At 50.7% G+C, this 21,214-nt stretch carries 21 protein-coding genes; 1 reads left to right on the top strand and 20 read right to left on the bottom strand.

The window, feature by feature from the left end:
- Window positions 1-2 precede the first annotated feature (2 nt).
- The 10 genes from hisF to BN6471_RS09110 form a co-directional block, all read right to left on the bottom strand.
- Window positions 3-764, bottom strand: coding sequence for an imidazole glycerol phosphate synthase subunit HisF (gene hisF / locus BN6471_RS09155; protein WP_066648041.1), 762 nt, complete (start codon window positions 762-764; stop codon window positions 3-5).
- Window positions 764-1,477 (bottom strand): 1-(5-phosphoribosyl)-5-[(5-phosphoribosylamino)methylideneamino]imidazole-4-carboxamide isomerase, encoded by a 714-nt coding sequence (gene hisA / locus BN6471_RS09150; RefSeq protein ID WP_066648039.1) that lies wholly within the window; start codon window positions 1,475-1,477, stop codon window positions 764-766. The genes hisF and hisA overlap by 1 nt, the downstream gene beginning before the upstream one ends.
- A complete protein-coding gene (gene hisH, locus BN6471_RS09145) occupies window positions 1,474-2,073 on the bottom strand; it encodes an imidazole glycerol phosphate synthase subunit HisH (RefSeq protein WP_066648037.1) in 600 nt (199 codons plus the stop codon). The genes hisA and hisH overlap by 4 nt, the downstream gene beginning before the upstream one ends.
- The gene (gene hisB, locus BN6471_RS09140) at window positions 2,070-2,654 is read right to left on the bottom strand and encodes an imidazoleglycerol-phosphate dehydratase HisB (RefSeq protein WP_066648035.1); all 585 of its coding nucleotides are present in this window, start codon (window positions 2,652-2,654) and stop codon (window positions 2,070-2,072) included. The genes hisH and hisB overlap by 4 nt, the downstream gene beginning before the upstream one ends.
- Window positions 2,655-2,666: 12 nt before the next feature.
- On the bottom strand, window positions 2,667-3,950 hold the full coding sequence (hisD, locus tag BN6471_RS09135) for a histidinol dehydrogenase (RefSeq protein ID WP_066648033.1): 1,284 nt from the start codon (window positions 3,948-3,950) through the stop codon (window positions 2,667-2,669).
- Window position 3,951: 1 nt separating this feature from the next.
- A complete protein-coding gene (gene hisG / locus BN6471_RS09130) occupies window positions 3,952-4,587 on the bottom strand; it encodes an ATP phosphoribosyltransferase (protein WP_066648032.1) in 636 nt (211 codons plus the stop codon).
- 6 nt (window positions 4,588-4,593) lie between these two features.
- Window positions 4,594-5,754 (bottom strand): ATP phosphoribosyltransferase regulatory subunit, encoded by a 1,161-nt coding sequence (gene hisZ / locus BN6471_RS09125; RefSeq protein ID WP_066648030.1) that lies wholly within the window; start codon window positions 5,752-5,754, stop codon window positions 4,594-4,596.
- 101 nt (window positions 5,755-5,855) lie between these two features.
- A complete protein-coding gene (gene recG, locus BN6471_RS09120; protein WP_066648028.1) occupies window positions 5,856-7,877 on the bottom strand; it encodes an ATP-dependent DNA helicase RecG in 2,022 nt (673 codons plus the stop codon).
- A gap of 75 nt (window positions 7,878-7,952) precedes the next feature.
- A complete protein-coding gene (locus BN6471_RS09115; protein ID WP_242861856.1) occupies window positions 7,953-9,599 on the bottom strand; it encodes a DAK2 domain-containing protein in 1,647 nt (548 codons plus the stop codon).
- Between the two features lie 13 nt (window positions 9,600-9,612).
- Complete coding sequence (locus BN6471_RS09110) at window positions 9,613-9,966, bottom strand: Asp23/Gls24 family envelope stress response protein (protein WP_066648026.1); 354 nt, start codon at window positions 9,964-9,966, stop codon at window positions 9,613-9,615.
- A 187-nt stretch (window positions 9,967-10,153) separates the two neighbouring features.
- Between BN6471_RS09110 and rpmB the strand changes: the two genes are divergently transcribed.
- Window positions 10,154-10,345 carry a 50S ribosomal protein L28 gene (rpmB, locus tag BN6471_RS12565; RefSeq protein WP_074025768.1) on the top strand — a complete coding sequence of 64 codons (192 nt, stop codon included), beginning with the start codon at window positions 10,154-10,156 and terminating at the stop codon, window positions 10,343-10,345.
- Between the two features lie 57 nt (window positions 10,346-10,402).
- Here rpmB and BN6471_RS09100 read toward each other — a convergent pair whose 3' ends face one another.
- The 10 genes from BN6471_RS09100 to priA are packed head-to-tail and all read right to left on the bottom strand — an operon-like array spanning window position 10,403 to window position 21,178.
- Window positions 10,403-11,035 carry a thiamine diphosphokinase gene (locus BN6471_RS09100; RefSeq protein WP_066648018.1) on the bottom strand — a complete coding sequence of 211 codons (633 nt, stop codon included), beginning with the start codon at window positions 11,033-11,035 and terminating at the stop codon, window positions 10,403-10,405.
- Window positions 11,036-11,041: 6 nt separating this feature from the next.
- Entirely contained in the window at window positions 11,042-11,686 is a 645-nt protein-coding gene (gene rpe / locus BN6471_RS09095) for a ribulose-phosphate 3-epimerase (RefSeq protein WP_066648009.1), read from the bottom strand.
- Window positions 11,683-12,552 carry a ribosome small subunit-dependent GTPase A gene (gene rsgA / locus BN6471_RS09090; protein ID WP_082903418.1) on the bottom strand — a complete coding sequence of 290 codons (870 nt, stop codon included), beginning with the start codon at window positions 12,550-12,552 and terminating at the stop codon, window positions 11,683-11,685. Before rsgA ends, rpe begins: the two co-directional genes overlap by 4 nt.
- Complete coding sequence (gene pknB, locus BN6471_RS09085; RefSeq protein WP_066648007.1) at window positions 12,549-14,453, bottom strand: Stk1 family PASTA domain-containing Ser/Thr kinase; 1,905 nt, start codon at window positions 14,451-14,453, stop codon at window positions 12,549-12,551. Before pknB ends, rsgA begins: the two co-directional genes overlap by 4 nt.
- On the bottom strand, window positions 14,450-15,187 hold the full coding sequence (locus tag BN6471_RS09080; RefSeq protein ID WP_066648004.1) for a Stp1/IreP family PP2C-type Ser/Thr phosphatase: 738 nt from the start codon (window positions 15,185-15,187) through the stop codon (window positions 14,450-14,452). Before BN6471_RS09080 ends, pknB begins: the two co-directional genes overlap by 4 nt.
- A 9-nt stretch (window positions 15,188-15,196) precedes the next feature.
- The gene (gene rlmN / locus BN6471_RS09075) at window positions 15,197-16,225 is read right to left on the bottom strand and encodes a dual-specificity RNA methyltransferase RlmN (RefSeq protein ID WP_066648001.1); all 1,029 of its coding nucleotides are present in this window, start codon (window positions 16,223-16,225) and stop codon (window positions 15,197-15,199) included.
- The gene (gene rsmB / locus BN6471_RS09070) at window positions 16,222-17,517 is read right to left on the bottom strand and encodes a 16S rRNA (cytosine(967)-C(5))-methyltransferase RsmB (RefSeq protein WP_066647998.1); all 1,296 of its coding nucleotides are present in this window, start codon (window positions 17,515-17,517) and stop codon (window positions 16,222-16,224) included. Before rsmB ends, rlmN begins: the two co-directional genes overlap by 4 nt.
- Window positions 17,514-18,479, bottom strand: a complete 966-nt coding sequence (gene fmt / locus BN6471_RS09065) for a methionyl-tRNA formyltransferase (RefSeq protein WP_066647996.1) — start codon at window positions 18,477-18,479, stop codon at window positions 17,514-17,516. Before fmt ends, rsmB begins: the two co-directional genes overlap by 4 nt.
- On the bottom strand, window positions 18,463-18,957 hold the full coding sequence (gene def, locus BN6471_RS09060) for a peptide deformylase (protein ID WP_066647993.1): 495 nt from the start codon (window positions 18,955-18,957) through the stop codon (window positions 18,463-18,465). Before def ends, fmt begins: the two co-directional genes overlap by 17 nt.
- Window positions 18,958-18,970: 13 nt before the next feature.
- On the bottom strand, window positions 18,971-21,178 hold the full coding sequence (gene priA / locus BN6471_RS09055; RefSeq protein WP_066647990.1) for a replication restart helicase PriA: 2,208 nt from the start codon (window positions 21,176-21,178) through the stop codon (window positions 18,971-18,973).
- Window positions 21,179-21,214 lie beyond the last annotated feature (36 nt).

Genomic DNA, 21,214 nt, shown 5'->3' with positions numbered 1-21,214 from the left:
CTTTATTCACTCCTAACAGCAATATTTCTGCTCTTTAAATACTCCTTCACTTCATGGATCGTCAGTTCCTTATAATGAAATAACGACGCTGCAAGCACAGCGCTTGCATCCGCCTCTAAAATGACCTCTGCAAAATCGCTCAGCTTCCCTGCGCCGCCCGAAGCGATGACAGGTACGTTCACGACGCTGCTGACCGCTTTTGTCAGCTCGATATCGTATCCGTTTTTAGTACCATCGGCATCCATACTCGTCAGCAATATCTCGCCTGCGCCGAGCTGCGTTGCCTTTTGCGCCCACTCGATAGCGTCCATACCCGTGTTGACGCGGCCGCCGTTCAAAAAAACTTCAAATTTTCCATCGCCGCTGCGCTTGGCGTCAATGGCGACGACAACGCACTGGCTGCCGAATTTCATAGCGGCTTCCGTGATCAGTTCCGGATTTTTTACCGCAGGCGAATTGACGGAAATTTTGTCCGCACCACACTTTAATATCCGCCGGAAATCCGCAACGCTGCGGATGCCTCCGCCGACCGTCAATGGGATAAATACCTGTTCCGCCGTCCTGGAAACGACATCGGCCATGATGCCGCGGTCGTCGGAAGACGCTGTGATGTCCAAAAATACAAGCTCGTCCGCCCCCTGTTCATTATACGCCTTTGCGATCTCCACCGGATCGCCCGCATCTTTTAAATCCACAAAGTTGACGCCTTTCACGACGCGGCCCGCATGTACGTCCAGGCACGGTATGATCCTTCTTGTCAGCATTATTTCGCCGCCTTCAAAGCTTCTTCCAGCGTGAAAGCGCCATCGTAAAGCGCTTTACCGATAATGCAACCGCATGCGCCCGTTCCCTTGACGCGCTGCAGGTCGCCGATACTGCTGATACCGCCCGAAGCGATCAGGTTGACCCACGTCTTTTTTACGATCGTTTCCGTATTTTCAATATCAGGCCCGGTCATCATGCCGTCCTTGGAGATATCTGTATAGATGATGGTTCTTACGCCCAGTTTGCGCATCTGCTGCGCCAGCTCGACCGCATCGGTATCCGTTTCGTCGGCCCAGCCCTTGATCGCGACCTTACCGGCCTTGGCGTCGATCCCTACCGCGATCCGGTCTTTATACTTTGATACCGCCCATTTCACGAGCTCCGGATCCTCTACCGCTACCGTTCCCAAAATTACGCGGGATATTCCCACATCGTCAAGGCGCACGCGAATATCCTCCCTCGTGCGGATACCCCCGCCGACCTGTACGGGGATCTTAAGCGACTGCACGATTTGCGTGATCACTTCCCTGTTCACGAATTCCCCGGCAAACGCCGCGTCGAGATCCACCACATGTAAATAGTAAGCGCCCTTTTCCGCCCACTTTTTTGCCATTTCAAGCGGATCGCCGTATTCTGTGGAGCTGTCCATCACTCCCTGTTGCAAACGTACGCATTTTCCGTTTTTGATATCGATCGCAGGATAAATTTTCATGCTTTCAGTCCTCCAAATAATTTCAGCATCGCAAGACCCGTATCACCGCTTTTTTCAGGGTGAAACTGCAGCCCATACACATTGTCCTTCTGCACCGCCGATACGAAACCATATCCATATTCCGTCGTCGCGCTCACATACTCCTTCGGTACTTGGGCCGCGTGATAAGAATGTACAAAATAGACGCAGGGATTCTCCTGTTCAAATAGAGGGCTGGCGTTCGTTTTAAGCGTGTTCCAGCCCATATGCGGGATCCTAAGTCCTGTACAGGAAAAAGGCTGTACAGCGCCGGGGACGAGTCCCAGCGCCTTGTGTTCGCCATTTTCAAAACTCTTATCAAAAAGCAGCTGCATGCCGAGGCATATCCCCAAAAAGGGTTTGCCCGTCCGGCTCTGGGCAATGATCTCTTCAAACAGTCCGCGCTGCTTAAGGTGCGTTAAGGCATCCGCGATCGCGCCCACCCCCGGGAGCACCAAATGGCTTGCATCCCTGATTTTCCGGGCATCGTTCGTCACACAGACGTCATAGCCCAAAAAAGCAAACGCTTTTTCCACGCTTCTCAAATTTCCCATTCCGTAGTCTATGACCGCTATCATAATACCCCTTTTGTCGAAAATACACCCTCAAGGTCGGGATCGATGGATACCGCCTCGCGCAGCGCCTGTCCAAAGGCTTTGAACGCTGCTTCAATGATGTGGTGCGTATTGCTTCCATACTGCAAATTGATATGCAGCGTGATGCCCGCGTGAAAAGCGACCGCGCGAAAAAACTCCTCGCAGAGCTCGGCGTCAAAATCGCCTATTTTGCCCTGCAAGAAAGTGACATGGTAGGCAAGGTAAGGGCGCCCGCTGATATCGAGGCTCGCCATCATCAGCGTTTCATCCATCGGCACGAATTTCGTGGCATAACGGCGGATCCGTTTCTTGTCGCCCAGTGCGCTTTTGATCGCCTCGCCGAGGACAATGCCGCAGTCCTCTACCGTGTGGTGCGCATCGACATGCACATCGCCCGCGCAGGAAAGCGTGAGGTCTATTTGCGCATGCTTGGCAAACAGCTCCAGCATATGGTCAAAAAATCCCACGCCGGTCTTTACCTTGTAAGTTCCCCTGCCGTCCAGGTTCAGCTCGAGCTGTATATCCGTTTCATTGGTTTTTCTCTGTATCGTGCTTTTCCGCATGTAGTTTCCCCCTCAATCTTTAAAGCGTATTTCGGCAGACCGCGCGTGCGCATCCAGCCCTTCCGCCTTTGCAAAGGAAGCGACCTTTTGGTATTCCCGTTCAAATTCTTCCTTTGTGTAGTATATCACACTGGATTTCTTTTGGAAATCGTCAACGTTCAGGGGCGAAGAAAACCGTGCCGTACCGTTTGTCGGAAGCACGTGGTTCGTGCCCGCAAAATAATCCCCCAGAGGCTCCGGCGAATATTCCCCTAAGAAGATGGAGCCGGCGTTCTGGATTTTGTCAAGGAGCTGCATCGGCTCACGTACGCATATTTCAAGATGCTCCGGGGCGATCAGGTTGGACACCGCTACGGCGTCATCTAAATCCTTTGCCACTACGATCGTGCCATACTGCTCAAGCGATTTCATAACGATTTCTTTTTTGGGGAGCATCCCTGCCTGGCGGAGGATCTCCTTTCTCACTCGCCGCGCCTTTTCCTCAGAGACAGTCACGAGGATGCAGGCAGCCATTTCATCGTGTTCCGCCTGTGAAAGGAAGTCTGCGGCAATAAAGCGCTCGTTCGCCTGCTCGTCGGCGATCACCAGTACCTCCGACGGCCCGGCGATCATATCGATGCCCACGACTCCGTATACGCTCTTTTTTGCCAGCGCCACATATATGTTGCCCGGCCCTGTAATTTTATCCATTTTAGGGACAGTTTGCGTCCCGTAGGCAAAAGCGGCGATGGCCTGCGCCCCGCCCATCTTATAAATCTTATCGGCGCCCGCGATCTTAGCGGCCGCTATGGTAACGGGATTGACCTTTCCGTTCCGCGCGGGTGTTGCGACAGCAATATTTTTTACCCCTGCGCATTTAGCCGGAATAATGTTCATCAGTACGCTGGAGGGATAAGCGGCTTTTCCGCCGGGTACATAGACCCCTGCGTTTTCCACAGGGATATACAGCTGGCCGATCATTTTACCTTCAGACTCGATAAACCAATTTTCACGCTTTTGGCGGTTATGGAACGCTTCGATATTGGCGGCGGCTTCCTTCATCACCCCAAGCAAATTTTCGTCTACGCGGTCAAAGGCCTCCCCGACTTCCTGCTGTGTAAGCAAAATCGTGTCGGCGGCAACGTCAAAGCCGTCAAATTTTTTAATATAATCAAAAAGCGCCGCGTCGCCTTGCTGCCTGACCCGCGCAAGCACTTCGTCAACGACTTTTTGTTCTTCGGTATAGTCCGTTTCATTGCGCATCAGCAAGCGCCTTTTCAGTTCTCCTGCGTCTCCGGAAAAAAGGATCGGTAACATATTACATTTCCTCCAATGCTTCGCCGAGCTTCCCGATCAGCGGTTGGATTTTATCCGCTTTTGTTTTCAAGCTGACTTGGTTGACCACCAGGCGCGCACTGATATCGCATACGTCCTCCAAAATGGCAAGGCCGTTCTCGCGGATCGTCGTACCGCTCTCCACGATATCCACGATGACGTCGCTCAAATCGAGGATGGGCGCAAGCTCGATGCTGCCGTTCAGCTTGATGATCTCGATGTCCTCGCCTTTTTCATTGTAATACATTTTTGCAACACGCGGGTATTTTGTCGCGACGCGCGTGATGGTGGAGGTAATCCTGTCATTTTGCTTTTCCGCATACCCTGCCACGCACATTTTGCATTTCCCGCACTTTAAGTCGAGCATTTCATAAAGCGGAAGCCCGGCTTCTAACAGCGTATCTTTCCCCGCGATCCCGATATCCGCGACGCCGCGGTATACATAAACCGGGACATCCGTCGGTTTTACCAGAATAAAACGAAGCTCATTCTTTTTGTCGTATACGACCAGCTTCCTCGTATCCTCCTCAAGCTCTGCAGTATCGATCCCGCATTTTGAAAACAGCTCTATGGCAAACTTTGCCAAGCGTCCCTTGGCAAGTGCAATTGTCAATTCCATCTTTTTTTACCTCTCGTCAAATTCGATCACAGTATATTTTTGCGTATCATAGCTGCTGCCATTGAGCTCCAGTACGGCGCAAGTCCCTTGTGCACGCAGGTTTTGTACATAGGCATATGCCTCTTTCCTGTCTGCTTTGCCGCACCTGATGACCGTCACAGGCTCATCGTCCTTCTGGAGCTTACCCGTTTGTTCCAAAACAAGCAGCACCTCATTGATGCCCATGGCAAAACCCGTAGCCGGGGTATTCACGCCAAATTCGCACAGCAGGTCGTCGTAGCGCCCGCCTGAAAGGATGGGGGTGCCGATCGTTCCCGATATCCCGCGGAACAGGATGCCGGAATAGTAATTGAAATTGTTGAGGATGCCAAAGTCGATCGAGATATATTTCCCATAGCCAAAGTCGCACAGGATTTGGTAAACTTCTTTCATGTTATCCACAGCCTGCATACAGGCTTCATTCTTTGCAAGGGACTTAGCTTTATCAAAGACCTCCGCTCCGCCAAACAGACTCGTCAATCCCAGCAATGCCTGCTTGAGATCATCCGGCAGGTTGAGCCGCGACAGCTCGTATTCCAGCTCCACGCTGTTTTTGGTATCGATCAGCATCCGTATTTTTTCCGTTTGCTCCTCGCTTAAGGATGCGCTGGAAATCAATCCCTTGAAATAAGCGACTTGTCCGATATCGATCTTGAAATCGTCAACGCCCGCTTTCAGCAATGCCTGGATCGCAAGCGCAATGACCTCCGCATCCGCATCCGCTCCGCTCTTGCCGATGAGCTCCACGCCGGCCTGCGTGAATTCTGTTTTTCCCGCGATCCCATGGTTGAAAAAGCCATATGCATTTTGGATATAACAAAGCCGGAGCACGTCGCATTGGCTCAAAAGCTTTGTTGCGGCCAGGCGGGCGATCGGCCCTGTCATATCAGGGCGCAGGGCCAATATCCTGCCCTGCAGGTCAAAAAACTTGATCATATTCTCCTGCACGTACGGAACCGCATCGTGCATGAATACTTCATAATGTTCAAAAGACGGCGTTTCGATCTCCGCGTAGCCGCTTTTCAAAAATTCATTCCGGATGATGTTTTCCGTCTTGCGCTTTGCGGCACACTCTTCCGGGAGATAATCCCACGCGCCTGACGGAACCTGCAATTTTAGCTTGTTCATTCTATTCCTCTGTTCAAATAATTTATCGTAGTAAATCGCTACTACGATAATATAATAATATGAATTGCATCGAATGTCAACCAAATCCTGACAATATTTTGCTAATTCAAAGCGATTTCTATCATTTTATGCTTCAGCTCCCTGCGGGCCGCCTGCGTGATCGCGCGGTATTCACTCATAAAGTGTTTATCGCTTTTCATGATCTCCAGGACGTCCCTTGTCTGTTCCAACTGTCGGATATCTGTGATCAGGTTTGCCGCTTTCAGGCTGCTTGTCCCGTGCTGGCGCGTTCCCAAGATGTCCCCCGTCCCGCGCAGCTTCATATCCTGCTCCGCGATCTCAAAGCCGTCGTTCGTGTTTACCAGAACGCGCAAGCGTTCATAGGCGGCCTGGTTGTCGGATACCAGGAAACAATACGATTGTGTGCTTCCCCGCCCCACACGGCCACGAAGCTGATGCAACTGCGCAAGGCCAAAGCGTTCCGCGTTGATAATCACCATACAGGTCGCATTGGGGACGTTGATACCGACTTCAATCACTGTGGTCGAAACAAGCACGTCGATCTCCCCGGCGGCATACGCTTCCATAACTTCCTGTTTTTCCGCATTTTTCATTTTTCCATGGATCAGGGCCATTCGGAATCCGGCATAGTATTGTTCCATTTCGCCAAACATCTGTTTGGCGGATTTCGCCTCCATATTCTCGCTGTCTTCGATCAGCGGGCACACGATATATGCCTGATGCTTGCGATGCAGCTCGTTTTTGATAAAAGTAATCATATCCTGATATTTATTTTGATGGATCAGGTACGTTTTGACCGGCTTGCGGCCGGGAGGCAGCTCGTCCACGATTGAGATATCCGTATTGCCGAACAATACCAGCTGCAGCGAACGCGGAATGGGCGTCGCGGACATAATGAGCGTATGGACGTCGTTTTGATCGCCCGAAAGGGCGGCGCGCTGCTTCACGCCAAACCGGTGCTGCTCGTCTGTGATGATGAGGCCGAGCTTACAAAAATGTATATCGCCGTATAGCAGGGCATGTGTGCCGATGATGATCTTAATTTCCCCCCCCGCTATCCTGCGGTTGATTTCCTTACGGGCTTTTGCACCCAGTACGCCTGTCACGCAAGCGATCTGCGTTTCGTCAAACAATTCCTTAGCCGTCTCATAATGCTGCCGGGCGAGGATCTCTGTGGGGGCCATCAATACGCTCTGGTAACCCGCTTCATACATGCAATGCATCGCATAAAATGCGAGCGCCGTTTTACCGCTGCCCACATCCCCCTGGACAAGGCGGTTCATTGCCATATCTTTTGCAAAATCCGTTTCCATCTCCCGCATGACCCGCAGCTGCGCCCCGGTCGGGGTAAAGTGCAATTTGGATAAAAAGGCATCCCTGTTATCCTGCGCATGGAGCAGCCGCGCGGCGCTCTTTTGGCGCTTTTCATCGCCCAGCATCTCCATTATACGGTTGAACACCAAAAGCTCGTCAAAAACGATGCGGGCACGTGCGGTCGCCGCTTGCTCCATATCCTGTGGGAAATGAACGTCGTGCAGCGCTTTTTTGATGTCCGGCAAATGGAATTCCTGTAAAAAACCCGTCGAATAGTATTCCTGCATTTCCGTTTTGTACAGCGCTTCCTTGATAAATTTACGCATCATGTTCTGGTTGAGGCCCGCAGTTAGCGGATAGATGGGCAGGAATGGATCTTCTGGCTTCTTGAAGTAAATTTCAGGTGAGGATATCGTCATTTTTCCAAATTTATATTCCAGCTTGCCATATAAATAGATCGTCTGCCCGACCGTGATATTATTTTTGATATAAATCTGGTTGAAGATATCCACATTGGCAATTCCGGTCGCATCCGTGACCTGGAAAGAAGTGATTTCCAGTCCCCGGCGAATGCGCTTTACCTGCGGCTGTGTAAACACCTTAACCTCCAGAAACGCGATTTCGCCAAATTTTACCTCGCTGATCCTTTTGACGGTGGAAAGGTCTTTATAGGAGCGCGGCAAATAATACAGCAAATCCTTTACCGTATCGACTTCGATCTTATGCAGCGTTTTCGCCGTTTTTTCTCCTATACCGCCGATTTGCGTAACGGAGGTGGCATATTCCATAAATACTTTCCTTTAAGCGTTGGCATGTACGAAAAAACCGACACTCTTTCATGCCGGTTTCCTGATATTGCCAAATTATTCCACGGAGATGATGTAAGGATAAACCGGTTGCCCTCCGTAGTGAAGCTCCACATCGCATTGCGGGAATTCCTTTTCCGTCAGCTCCCGCAGTTCATCCGCAGTGACTTCGTCAACGCCTTCGCCATAATAAATACTGATCAACTCCGAATCGCCGTCGATCATTTTATTCATCAAACCGCCGTAAACCTCGCTCAAAACGGGGCCGTTGGATACAATGGTATTCTCCTCGATGCCCAACAGCTCGCCAAGCTTGATATCAGTCCCGCCGATTTTCGTATCGCGTACTGCGCTTGTGATCGAGCCCGTTTTGATGGAATCGATCGCCCGCTGCATGCGCTTCGTGTTGGTATCGATATCCGCTTCCGGATCATAAGCGATAGCGGCGGCGATCCCCTGGGGGATCGTTTTCGATTTTAAGACCACGACATTTTTTTCACACAAATCCGCTGCCTGGTCGGCAGCGAGAATGATATTTTTGTTGTTGGGCAGGACAATGATATTGTCGGAAGGCGCACTCTCGATCGCGCGCAGGATATCTTCGGTGGAAGGATTCATGGATTGTCCTCCCTGCACAAACATATCGATCTGGCAATCTTCAAAGATCGTCTGTATCCCTTTTCCGGCAATCACCGTCACAACGGCAATTTCCTTTTGCGGACGTTCCTTTAGTTCGGGGACTTCGGTCAAATCCGAAAGCTCCCTGTGCTGTTCGCGCATATTATCGATCTTGATTTTACTCAATTCACCGAGGATCTGCGCATATTGCAGCGCAAGTCCGGGTTCATTGGTATGCACATGCGTTTTAACCAGATTCAGGTCTCCCACCACGAGCACGCAATCCCCAATTTTTGATAAATTATTCCGGTAAGTATCGATGTCCCGCTCTTTGGTATCAGGGAAAAGGTTCTTGATGAAAAATTCCGTGCAATATCCGTATTGGATATCGTCGTCCTCTTCCGCCAAATTGGAAAAATCTACAAGAGATTCGCCATTTGCAAGCAGCTCCCCGCTATCAATGTCTTCGCCATCCAGAACGGATTTGAAGCCCATCATAATGACGAGGAAACCTGCGCCGCCGGCATCGACCACCCCCGCTTCCTTTAGCACCGGAAGCATTTCAGGCGTTTGCTTTAATGTTTTTTCGCCTTCTTTGATGCTGTATTCGAGTTGTTCATACAAATCGTCCGTTTTTTGCGAGATTTCTTCTGCCGCGGCAGCAATACTTGCCGTCACAGTGAGGATTGTCCCTTCCTTCGGTTTCATAACAGCCTTATAGGCAAAATCAACGCCGTTACGAAGCGCTGCCGCCATCAGCTGGGTCGTAAGTTCCTGCGGCTGTTTTACGATCGCATCCGCGAAGCCCGCAAAAATCTGCGATAAAATAACGCCGGAATTACCCCGCGCACCCTTTAACGCCCCCAAGCTCATAGCCTGGACGATTTTTATGACGTCGTTTTCCTGCTCGACCGCCGCGACTTCCTTGGCAGCGGAGATCATGGTAAGCGACATATTTGTACCGGTGTCTCCATCCGGTACAGGAAATACATTCAAGGAATCCAAAGTTTCCTTGTTCTTTTCAAGTACTGCAGCTGCCCCCAAAATCATTTCCTTCAGGCGCTTGCCGTCAAGCGTTTTTATCAACCTAAGCTCCCCCTTAGAACTGAATTCCCTGAACGATGATGTCTACGCTGCTGACATTCAGCCCCGTTTCTTTTTCGATCGAATATTTTACTTTGTCGATGATATTTTCCGCCACGGCCGATAAGGAAACGCCGTACTTAACGGTGATATATAATTCAACGATCACATTTTCAGAACCGTCTGTTTTAACTTTAACGCCCTTTTTCAGGTTGTCTCCCTTAAAAAGATTTGTGATCGCTTCTGTAATATTTTTCTGGGACATCCCGACCAGGCCATAACATTCCATCGCACTGATCCCGGCAATAGAAGCAATATAGTCTTCTGTATAAGTGATCGTTCCCAAATCATTTTTTAATGCTGCGCTCATAGGTAAAACCTCCCATTGGTTTATTATTTCATATTATATACCATCTTTCCTGCAATATCAAACGCTTGCGGGCGCTTTTTTGCGCCCCGAAAGAAATTTATTTGCCAAAAATACTTGCAAAACCCTTGTATAAATGATAAAATTAACGCTGTTTGAAATGTATACACCAAGAGGGAGGTGTTTTCTGATGGCAAAATATTGTGAAATCTGTTCTAAGGGTGTTTCTTCCGGCAACAAAGTCAGTCATTCGCACAGGACATCCAAGAGAATTTGGGCCCCCAATGTACAGCGCGTAAGAGTAATCGAGAACGGTACTCCTACAAGGAAGTATGTTTGCACGCGTTGCCTGCGTTCAGGGAAAGTCGAACGCTACGTTTAAAAGCTGAAGCCAAATGCAGGGCAGATAATCAATCGTCTGCCCTGTTTTTATTTCCTGTTATACCGCATTTTTGATGACAAGTACATAGTCGTCGCTGTGAAGGACGGCACATTCCTTTGTCAGCACATTGCTCACGCCCCGCGGCTCGTCGTTTCTCAGCACAAGATGATCGAGCGGATAATATAAGCCGTCAAAGCAGTGCACGCACGCCTGCTCATTCACCGGCAGTATGGAGACCGTCTGCCCAACGCTTCCGCAAATTTCAAAACCGCCCTTTTCGATCACAATTTCCTGCAAGGCATCGCAGATCACAAGCTTGACATCCTTTTCATGGGCGCGCCGCAGCAGCATCAAATTGGAGAGCAGGTGATCGATCCGGCCACCCGTTGCCCCGAGCAGTACGATCCTTTTTGCCCCACGCGCGATTGCCTCGTCTAGGGCCAGCATCCCGTCCGTTTCATCTTTTTCGGATGAAGCTTGATACAGCGGAACCTGCATGAAAGAATAGCCCTGAAGCAACGATGCGTCGACTGAATCCATGTCGCCGATCATCAGGTCGGGAATCACGCCACATTCTTCAAATACGGCCAGCCCGCCATCTACGGCAATTTTCAAATCTGCAGACTGCAGCAAACCAAGGGCAAAATCTTTCGGCGGCTTTTCGCCGGCGGCAACCAATACTGCATGCATTAGCCCTTAACCCCTCAAAAGCTTTACAGCGCCTGCCGGGTCGTCTGCATTGAAAACGGCGCTTCCGGCTACCAGGACATTAGCTCCCGCGTCAATGATCGTCTTGCAATTGCCGACCGTAACACCGCCATCCACTTCGAGTTCGATCTCTTTACCGGTAGCGTCGATCATCTTGCGCAGCTCCGCAATTTTACCCAATACAGCCGGAATAAAGCTCTGGCCGCCATACCCGGGATTGACGGACATCAGCAGGATCAGGTCGACATCGTCCATTACATAGTTCAGCATATCCAGTGGCGTCGCAGGATTGAGTACTGCCGCCGCTTTGACGCCGCAGCCGCTGATCTGCTTTAAGACCCGCTGCAAATGGTTCGTCGCTTCCGCGTGCACGGAGATGATATCCGAACCCGCCTCCGCGAAACGCTCAACATAACGCTCGGGCTGCTGGATCATCAGATGTACGTCAAGAGGCGCCTCCGCCACTTTTTTGACTGCGCTGATCATCTGGAAACCAAAGGTCATATTGGGTACGAACATACCGTCCATCACGTCGCAATGGATATAGTCCACACCAGCCCTGTTGAGCATTTCAATGTCCCGCGCCATATTGCCGAAGTCCGCCGATAAAATTGAAGGTGCAATCTTGATCATTCTTTTTTCTCTCCTATCAAGTTCAATAATTTTAAATACCTATCGTAGCGTTCTGCGCTGATTTCGCCTTCTGCCAAGGCGATTTTGACAGCGCAATCGGGTTCGCGGTCATGCATGCAGGACGCGAACTTACATTCGCCCGCATATTCCGCGATCTCACGGTAATACTGACCCAATTCCTCTTTCTTCAGGCCGCCTATATCAAACATGGAAAAGCCCGGCGTATCGACTACATACGCATTCAGGTCTTTTAAGTAAAGAAGCTCCGCCTGCCGGGTCGTATGCTTTCCCCGCTCCGTCTTTTTGCTAAGGCCGCCCGTTTCGAGCCGAAGCTCTTTGCAAAGCGCATTCACCAACGACGATTTCCCGACGGCGGACTGTCCCGCAAGGCACACGCACCTGCCCCGGATCACATCTTTCAAGTCCTCGATCCCGTGCAGCTCCAGGGCGGATACATAAACGGTGTCATAATAGGAATACTGTTCATTGATCGCATACGCGTTCTGCTTGTTGAGGTCTGTCTTATTGATCGCGATCACAGGCCTGATGCCCAGCCTGTCCGCCTGGATCAGCAATTTATCGCACAAAAGGAAATCGATATCCGGCTTGTCGGCAGATACCACGAGGATCACACTGTCGATGTTTGCGACAGCCGGACGAACCAGCTGGTTTTTGCGCGGCAATATCTCTTCGATCGCCCCGTAACTTTCGGACTGCGGCTCAAATTCCACATAGTCTCCCACACAGGGAACGATCCCCTGCTTGCGGAAACGGCCGCGCGCCTTACATTCGTATACGTTGCCTTTTGCGTCGCTGACATAATAGAATCCGCCGATTCCTTTTACAATCCTGCCCTGAATGATCAATTGCCTCCCTCGGCCCTGTTAAACGTCACGCTTTGGGCTGTCGCCTTGGTATCCAGCGTATCGTTTATGAATACGACCAGGTTCTTGTTCAGCGTATTATCCTTGGAATCAAAAGCTTTCGTTATATCGAGAGCAATTGACTGCATCCCTGCCGGAAGCGTCTGGTCGTATACAATATAATAAACCGAAATATCGTTGATCGAACCCTGGATTCCTATTTTTACGGAAGTATCGTCGCTGGGCACATTCACATCTATCATTCCCTGGTATGAATACATCGCGTAATCAAAACGCGATATCGCAAGGCTTACAGGGCGGCTGACAACCTGCTCTGTTCCCGGCTGTGGATTTTGCGTGAGGACGGTTCCGGCTTCCGTTTCGCTTTGTTCGTCATAGATAAAAAATTTTTCCAGTCCTTCCGCCTTCAGCTGTGTGAGCGCATCGTCGGCCGCTGCGCCCTGTACGTCCGGCAGTATGATCTTTAGCGTGTCCGGGGCTTTTTTAACTGTCAATACCACCCCGTTACTTTGTGAAACAGACTCCCCGGCTTTTGGTTCCTGGCTTACTACAGCGTTGATCGGGGCGTCGCCATCCGTTTGCTCCAATATCTGTTTTACCGTAATCCCCTGTTCTGCAAGCGCTTTTTTTGCCTGTTCGATATCCATTGTAAGGACATCCGGCATGACATCAGCGCCTGTCCCGTTGCTGACAATCAACGTCACGGGATCGCCTTTTTCGACCTCGGCTCCCGCTACCGGATCCTGACGAATCACGATATCTTTTTCAGCTTCTGAGGAATATTCGTAAGTAAAGGTGGGTGTGATATCAAAGTTACGCGCAGCTTCCAAAGCATTTTTCTGTGTCATGCCTACAAAATCGGGCAGCGGCTGCGGTTTTGAGCTGTTCATATTGATCAGGCCGCTCACCGCAAAAATGATCGCCACCACAATCGCTGCAGCGATTCCATAGGTGATCACCAGCTTTTTGAGGCTTTTCTTGGAACGGCGTGCGTGCATCTCCTCCATGTGTTGTTGGGTACGCTTGCTTTCAGTATATTTGATGTATGCACCATCCGGCTCACTTAAACAGCGCTGCAAATCCTCATACATGTTAAAAGCGGATTTATAGCGGAAATGCTTATCCTTTTGCGTCGCCTTCTGGATGATCTTATTAACGCTCTCCGGAACTCCCTGCACCATTTTGGTCACATCAGGCATCTCGTCGTTGATATGCTTTAATGCGATCGCGACAGAGCTGTCCGCGTCGAACGGGACTTTCCCGCACAGCATTTCGTAGATCAATATACCGAGCGAATAGATGTCCGAACGCTTGTCGGCACGTTCCCCGCGCGCCTGCTCCGGCGAAAAATAGTGCACGGAACCCATTACGCTGTTGTCTTCTACGGTAATCGTATTCTGGGCAAGGTTTTTTGCAATGCCAAAATCCGCGATATACGGTTCGCCAGTCATATCGATCATCACATTATGCGGCTTAATATCACGATGCACAAATCCTTTGACGTGGGCATATTCCAGCGCCAGGCAAAGCTTTTTTGCCACACTGATTACATACTTCAAAGGCAGCGGGCCATTGATATTGATCAGGTGCTTCAAGGTTTTGCCTTCGATCAGATCCATGACGATATAATAAGTACCCTGATCGTATCCCGCGTCATACGCACGGATAATATTGGCATGTCTCAATTTCAAGGAAGCTTGCACTTCTTTTTTAAAACGCTGGATGAATTCTTCGTTGTCCGTGAGCTCCGGCTTCAAAACCTTGACCGCAACCGTTTGCTTTGTCTTTTCATCGAACGCCTTATATATATAAGCGGAGCCGCCTGCATCGATCTGCTGGATCAGGCGGTACCTGCCCGCAAGTAGCATGTTCGGTTCAATCATACCGCATCCGCCCCTTCGTTGGTATATTGCGCGATAATGACGGAAATATTATCCTTCCCACCGCCGTCCAGCGCAAGATCTACAAGGTTATCCGTTTTATGCGCAAGCGTGGTGTTTGCGGAAAGAACTTGTTTTAAGATCGTTTCGTCCGTATAATTTGAAAGGCCGTCGGAGCAAAGCAACAGCATGTCGCCGCTCTTCCATTTGAATTCAAAGAAGTCGACCTTTAAATCCTTCATGCCGACCGCGCGGGTGATGATGTTCTTAAAAGGATATTCGGAAGCTGCCTTGCCCTTGATCACGCCGCTGTCGATCAGGTACTGCACATAGGTATGGTCGTCCGTTACTTTACGGACTGCATTGCCATTGAAATGATAGGCGCGGGAATCCCCAACCTGCGCGATAATGATTTCCTCGTCTTTTACCGCAGCGAATGTAAGCGTCGTACCCATTCCTTTGAGCAGCTCGTCTTTTTCCATCTCTGCACGCAGGGATGCATTGGCAAAGTCGATTGCACGCAGGATATCGTCCTTGCCAAGTTCTTCCAGATGGCGCTCGTCAATATAGCGGCGGATCGAATCACACGTGATCCTGCTGGCGACCTCGCCTGCCGCGTGGCCGCCCATTCCGTCTGCTACCATCATATAACACGGCTTCTGATCCGTATGTACAAATAGCGTATCTTCGTTGACCGTCCTGACTTTACCAACATGGCTTTTTGCTGCCGTTTTCATGGATACTCCTTATTTTTCCGATTGATATTGCTGCTTTAACTGACCGCATGCGCCTGCGATATCGCTGCCCATGGATTTGCGTACTGTTGCAGACAGTCCCGCTTTTGAAAGCATATCGCAAAAGGCATATACCCTGCGCTTAGCGGGCGCTTTCAGGGCGACGCCGCTGTTATCGTTGAGCGGAATCAGGTTGACGTGGCAATTGAGCCCCAAAAGAAGTTCCCTGAGCAGCTCCACATCTTCTGTCCCGTCGTTAAACCCATCGATCACTGCGTATTCTATTATAATACGTCTGCCGCTTTTTAAAAAGTAGTTATTTGCCGCAGAGATGATTTCCCGCAGGGAATATCGGTTGGCAACAGGCATAACCTGCGCGCGCTTCCCATCGCTTGCCGCATGCAACGAGATGGACAGCGTAACGGGAAGTCCCTCCTGTGCGAACCGATCGATTTTTCCTGCCAGGCCGCAGGTGGAAAGCGATATATTGCGCATACCGATATTAAGCCCGTCCCTGGCGTTTACAAGACGCAGGAATTTTACGACATTGTCGTAATTATCGAGCGGTTCCCCCATACCCATGAGCACGATATTAGTGATGGCGCGGCCTTCTCCATTATCCGCATTGACAGCAATTACCTGTGCCAGGATCTCGCCCGCAGTCAAATTCCTGACAAACCCGTTTGCGCCGGAGGCGCAAAACACACAGCCCATACGGCAGCCGACCTGTGTAGATACGCAAATGGTATTTCCATAATCCTTTTGCATAAAGACGCTTTCAACCATGCACCCATCTTCAAAAGCAAATAAATACTTCTTGGTACCGTCCTTTGAGGCCAACACCCTGACAATTTCCGCATACCCCTCCGTATAACGCCCTTTCAATTTCCGGCGCAGCGATAAAGACAGGTTTGTCATTTCGTCAAAACGTTTCCCCTGCACAAGCCACTGCATCACCTGCTTGGCGCGAAATGGTTTTTCGCCGGTATCTTCCAGTAACGTTTTTAGCTCGTCAAGGCTGTAATCAAGCAGTTTTCTCATATTCTTTCCATTCTTGCCATAAAAAAGCCGTCGATCCCATCCCGGTGCGGGAAAAGCTGCAAGGTGCATCCCTTAGCATACTGCGCCAGTTTTCCAGGCAGGTATGATTTTAAATCCGCCTCACGGAATTCCTTATTTTCTTTCAGGAACCAACGGATATTATCTTCATTTTCGTTTTGATCGATCGTGCAGGTGGAGTATAGGAGGACGCCGCCGCTTTTCACATACTTTGCGCACGCTTTCAGGATTTTCCGCTGCAAAACCACAAGGGTTTCAATGTCATCTTCATTCTTGGATATTTTGATATCCGCTTTACGGTACAAAAGGCCCAGCGCAGAACACGGCGCATCCACAAGCACCACGTCGTATTCGCCCAACGAACGATCGTACCTGGAAGCGTCGGCAACGCGGATATCGGCGTTTTCCGTATGCAGCCGCGCAAACGTCTTGCCGATCAGCTGCGCCCGGTGTTCATGGATATCCAGCGCGCTGACATGTCCGTCCGAAGCGATCTTTGCCGCATAGGCGCTCTTTCCGCCCGGCGCAGCGCACGTATCGAGTACCCGATCCTGCTGCGCGATCCCTGCCGCGCGCACGCATAACATGGAAGCCTCTCCCTGTACAGTGATAATGCCGTCCAAAAACATAGGCATATTTTCGATGTTAGAAGCGTTTTTGATATAATAGGCATCGTCGCAATACCTGCCCGGCAGATATTGATCCGTCACTGCAAAGCTTTCCCGCTCCTGTACGCGAATACAGGTAAGAGAATTGTCCGCGCGGTAAGAAAGCATCTGTTCCGTGAAATCGACGCCATATTCGTTCATATATTTTTCGCACAGCCATTTAGGGTAGCTGTAGAATACATGCAGGAACCCAGCCGGGTCTTTTTTCCTGTCCGGATAATCGATCTTGCCGAGATTTTTGGATATATTGCGCAGCACCGCATTGACAAAGCCTTTAAGCTGCGGTTTACTGCTCCTTTTAACCAGCTTGACGCTCTCGTTCACCGCCGCCGAAACGGGTACTGATTCAAAAAACGCGAGCTGGCACACGCCCAGCCGCAAAATATTACGGATCACCGTATGCAGGCGTTTTCCCTGCGTAAACTGCTGCAAAATGTAATCGATGCGGTATAGGTTCTCGATCGTCGTATTGACGAGCGCAGTAATAAACCGCCTGTCCTCGATCGTCCATGACGGTTTTAAAGTGTGTTTTAATTCCAGATTCAGATAACTTTGGTTTTTCAGTACATTGGATAGGATATCCAGTGAAACCTGCCGTGCATTCAATTAACGCCCTCTTCTTCTTTTTGGAAAATGTATCCTGCATCGATCTTTTTCCCGCGCAAGCTGTCTTTAGCGGGCATACGCTTAGCGCCCTGCCGCTGCATCTCCTCGACCCAGACCAATCCGTCTTTCGTTTTGATGCCCAATCCCTGCCTGTCGTTGGCGACAACAACGCTGCCGCAGGGTTCCTCTCCTCGGTATTCGTCGGCACATACACGGAACACCTTGATTTTTTCGCCGTGGTAACGCATATATGCCCCGGGCGCAGGATTTGTTCCCCGGACAAAATCCACGATAGTATGGGATGGCTTGCAAAAATCGATTTCGCCAAATCCTTTCTTGAACATCGGAAAATAGGTCGCTTCTTCTTCGTTTTGCGGCTTGCGCCTGAGCGTCCCGTCCGCCAGCTTTTCCAGCGTGCGCTTTAGTACCCGGGCGCCCATTTCACTCAACACATTATATAGCTCCCCCGCCGTCATATCGGCAGGGATACCTGTTTCCTCCTGTTCCAAAATATCGCCGGCGTCAAGAGCGCGCACCGTGTACATCGTCGTTACGCCTGTTCTTTTCTCGCCATTGATGATCGCCCACTGGATGGGCGCCGCGCCGCGCAGCCTGGGAAGCAGCGACGCATGTACGTTGATACACCCATACTGCGGGATAGCCAGTACCTCCTCCGACAAGATATGCCCATATGCCGCCGTAACCATAAGATCCGGCTCCAATTCCTTCAAGGCAGCCACCCCGTCGGGTTTGCTTACCTTTTCAAACTGAAAAACCGGGATCCCGTATTGCTCCGCCAGGACCTTGACAGGCGGCGGGGATTCCTTATGCCCTCTGCCGGCCTTCCGGTCGGGCTGCGTGAACACTGCCGCAACATCATATTTCTCATCAATCAGCATCTTAAGAACGGGAACGGCGAAATCCGGCGTTCCCATAAATACGATCTTAAAGTTCCGTTTCATGTTCGTCCTGTTCCCCGTCATGGTCGTCGTCCGTGATACGTTCCACCATTTTGTCCGTAAATAAAACGCCGTCCAAATGGTCGATCTCATGGGCGAATGCGCGCGCCAAAAGACCTTCGCCTGTGTATTCCTGCGTATCGCCATTGCGGTCGAGTGCGCGCACGACGACTTTTGCCGGACGGATCACATATCCATTGTCCTCCGGCAGCGAAAGACAGCCTTCCTCTTCCCGCTGCGTCCCCTCGGTTTTTATGATCTCCGGGTTGATGAGCTCCACAAGACCGTCGCCTACGTCGATCACGACTACGCGCCTCAAAACGCCTACCTGCGGCGCCGCAAGTCCCACGCCGCGCGCCTCATACATCGTCTGCGCCATATCGTCGAGCAGGTCGATGATTCTCTTGTTGATCGCCCCGACCGGCCTTGAAATTTTCCGTAACCTGGGATTATCCCCCTCTAATATTGTCCTTGTAGCCACGTTTGTCCTCCGTTTAAGCCATATTGACCGGATTGATGTCGATACCGGTCAGTACATTTTGATAATGGAATTGGTTGAATACCTGATAGATCGAATAGATCAGTCCATCTTCCCCATTTTTCAGATGGATCAGTATGTTATAACGTTCCATATTCCTGATCCGCCTGATCGCGGCTTCCGCCGCCCGTATACTTATTATATCATGTTTATGCGGCAATAACACGGTTTTTAATCGCCTGATAAATTCTTTTACCGCCAATACGACCTGCCCGTTTTCCTCTCCTGAAAACTGTATCTGCACATAAGTGGAAAAAGGTGGGAGCATGGCCATCTCCCGCATCCTGATCTCATATTCATAAAAGCCGTCATAATCATGCCTGCTCGCGTATTGTACGGCGTAATGCTCCGGATTATATGTCTGCAGGATCACCTTTCCGGCTTCTTTGCGCCCCGCGCGCCCGGCGATCTGTGTAATATGCGAAAAGGTGCGCTCCGCACTGCGGTAATCCGGGATGTTGAGCATCGTGTCCGCCGCCAGAACCGCCGACAGCGTTACGCCCTCAAAATCCAGTCCCTTGGTGATCATCTGCGTACCGATCAGGATATCCGCTTCATGCGCGGCAAACTGCCTGAATATCTTCAAATGTGCATCCTTCGTTCCTGTCGTATCCAGATCCATCCGCAATATCCGCGCCTGCGGGAACAAGTCCCGGAGCTGTTCCTCGATCTGCTGCGTACCTACGCCAAAATACTTCAGATGCGGCTTGCCGCACTCCGGGCAGATATGCTCGGGCGTCTTTGTACGGCCGCAATAGTGGCATTTCAGCATATCCTGCGATTTATGGTAGGTCATCGTCACGTCGCAGCTGTCGCATTTGACCACATATCCGCACGAACGGCACATGACAAAGGTCGAATATCCCCTGCGGTTCAAAAAGAGCATAGCCTGCTTGCCCCGCGCAAGCGTATCGTCCAGTGCTTCGTAAAGGCTTCCGCTGATGGCGCTGCGGTTCCCTTTGCTCAATTCGGCGCGCAGGTCGACAACCTCCACAGTCGGAAGGGAGAGGCCAAACAGCCGCTGCGGCATTTTCAATATCTGCATTTCCCCCTGCCGCGCCTTGTAATACGTTTCGACCTGCGGGGTAGCGCTGCCGAGGATCAATATCGCGCCGCTTAATTCACATCGCTTTTTTGCAATTTCATGCGCAGTGTATTTAGGGTAATTATCCGCCTTGTAGCTCGTTTCGTGTTCTTCGTCAATGATGACGACGCCAAGGTTTTCAAGCGGCGCAAATACGGCGCTGCGCGCCCCTAAGACGATCTTTGCCTGTCCACGCTTCACCTTCATCCATTCGTCGTAACGCTCGCCGGCCGAAAGCCCTGAATGGAAAACGGCGATTTCTTCTGTAAACCTCTGCTTTAAGAACAGGTATGTCTGCGGCGTCAGGGAAATTTCCGGAACAAGCATCAATGCCGTTCTTCCTTGTTCCAATGCATCGCGGATCACGCGGATATAGATTTCTGTTTTTCCGCTGCCCGTCACGCCATGCAGCAGGAAAGACCTTTGATCCGAAGTGCGGATCGTATCCAGTATCTTTTGCTGTGTATCCGTGAGTGTATAATCTTCGATCTTTCCGACAGGCTGCTTAAAAGGGATGCGCGATACTTCTTCTTTTCCCGTTGAAACAATCCCCTTGCGCTGCAGAGACTTTACGGCAGATGCATTGAGCGCGCTTGCGGGAAGCGCTCCTTCCTTTTCCAGCCTTTCAATAACTTCCAGCTGCCTGTGGAACCTGACTTCCCCGTTTTGCTTAAGCATCGCTTTTTTCGCTTCACACAGCGCTCTGCCGGAAACGGCAAGCCGCACTATGCTTTGCGTTTTTGCCCCAACTTTGCCCCCCCTAAGCTGCGCGGGGATCATGAATCGCAAGGCAGAGGCAAGCGTTGTATTGTATTTCTCCTTGATGAAGCACGCAAGGTCGATCTGTTCCTGCGTAAGCGCACAAAAATCTTCCAGCGCCGAGAGGATAGGCTTAATCTTCTCCGGCGGGAATTCAGGCGTCTGCGCCAGGCCGATCACGATACCTTCCGTCTCTTTGCTTTTGCCAAAAGGTACGCTGACGCGCATACCGGGCTCGATATGCAGTTCCTGTGGGATACGGTACTCAAACACCCGGTCGACCTGGGTATGTGTGATATCCACGATCACTTTTGCGTACAAATGAACCTCCGTGTTCTAAGAAAAAAGCGTACTATG

This window comes from Christensenella timonensis (assembly GCF_900087015.1).
Taxonomy (GTDB): domain Bacteria; phylum Bacillota; class Clostridia; order Christensenellales; family Christensenellaceae; genus Christensenella; species Christensenella timonensis.
This window is presented reverse-complemented; position numbering and strand designations above follow the sequence as displayed.

Bases quoted from the DNA above. Each gene is read 5' to 3' on its own strand.
- hisF (WP_066648041.1), bottom strand. From the start codon at position 764: ATGCTGACAAGAAGGATCATACCGTGCCTGGACGTACATGCGGGCCGC.
- hisA (WP_066648039.1), bottom strand. From the start codon at position 1,477: ATGAAAATTTATCCTGCGATCGATATCAAAAACGGAAAATGCGTACGT.
- hisH (WP_066648037.1), bottom strand. From the start codon at position 2,073: ATGATAGCGGTCATAGACTACGGAATGGGAAATTTGAGAAGCGTGGAA.
- hisB (WP_066648035.1), bottom strand. From the start codon at position 2,654: ATGCGGAAAAGCACGATACAGAGAAAAACCAATGAAACGGATATACAG.
- hisD (WP_066648033.1), bottom strand. From the start codon at position 3,950: ATGTTACCGATCCTTTTTTCCGGAGACGCAGGAGAACTGAAAAGGCGC.
- hisG (WP_066648032.1), bottom strand. From the start codon at position 4,587: ATGGAATTGACAATTGCACTTGCCAAGGGACGCTTGGCAAAGTTTGCC.
- hisZ (WP_066648030.1), bottom strand. From the start codon at position 5,754: ATGAACAAGCTAAAATTGCAGGTTCCGTCAGGCGCGTGGGATTATCTC.
- recG (WP_066648028.1), bottom strand. From the start codon at position 7,877: ATGGAATATGCCACCTCCGTTACGCAAATCGGCGGTATAGGAGAAAAA.
- BN6471_RS09110 (WP_066648026.1), bottom strand. From the start codon at position 9,966: ATGAGCGCAGCATTAAAAAATGATTTGGGAACGATCACTTATACAGAA.
- rpmB (WP_074025768.1), top strand. From the start codon at position 10,154: ATGGCAAAATATTGTGAAATCTGTTCTAAGGGTGTTTCTTCCGGCAAC.
- BN6471_RS09100 (WP_066648018.1), bottom strand. From the start codon at position 11,035: ATGCATGCAGTATTGGTTGCCGCCGGCGAAAAGCCGCCGAAAGATTTT.
- rpe (WP_066648009.1), bottom strand. From the start codon at position 11,686: ATGATCAAGATTGCACCTTCAATTTTATCGGCGGACTTCGGCAATATG.
- pknB (WP_066648007.1), bottom strand. From the start codon at position 14,453: ATGATTGAACCGAACATGCTACTTGCGGGCAGGTACCGCCTGATCCAG.
- BN6471_RS09080 (WP_066648004.1), bottom strand. From the start codon at position 15,187: ATGAAAACGGCAGCAAAAAGCCATGTTGGTAAAGTCAGGACGGTCAAC.
- rlmN (WP_066648001.1), bottom strand. From the start codon at position 16,225: ATGAGAAAACTGCTTGATTACAGCCTTGACGAGCTAAAAACGTTACTG.
- fmt (WP_066647996.1), bottom strand. From the start codon at position 18,479: ATGAAACGGAACTTTAAGATCGTATTTATGGGAACGCCGGATTTCGCC.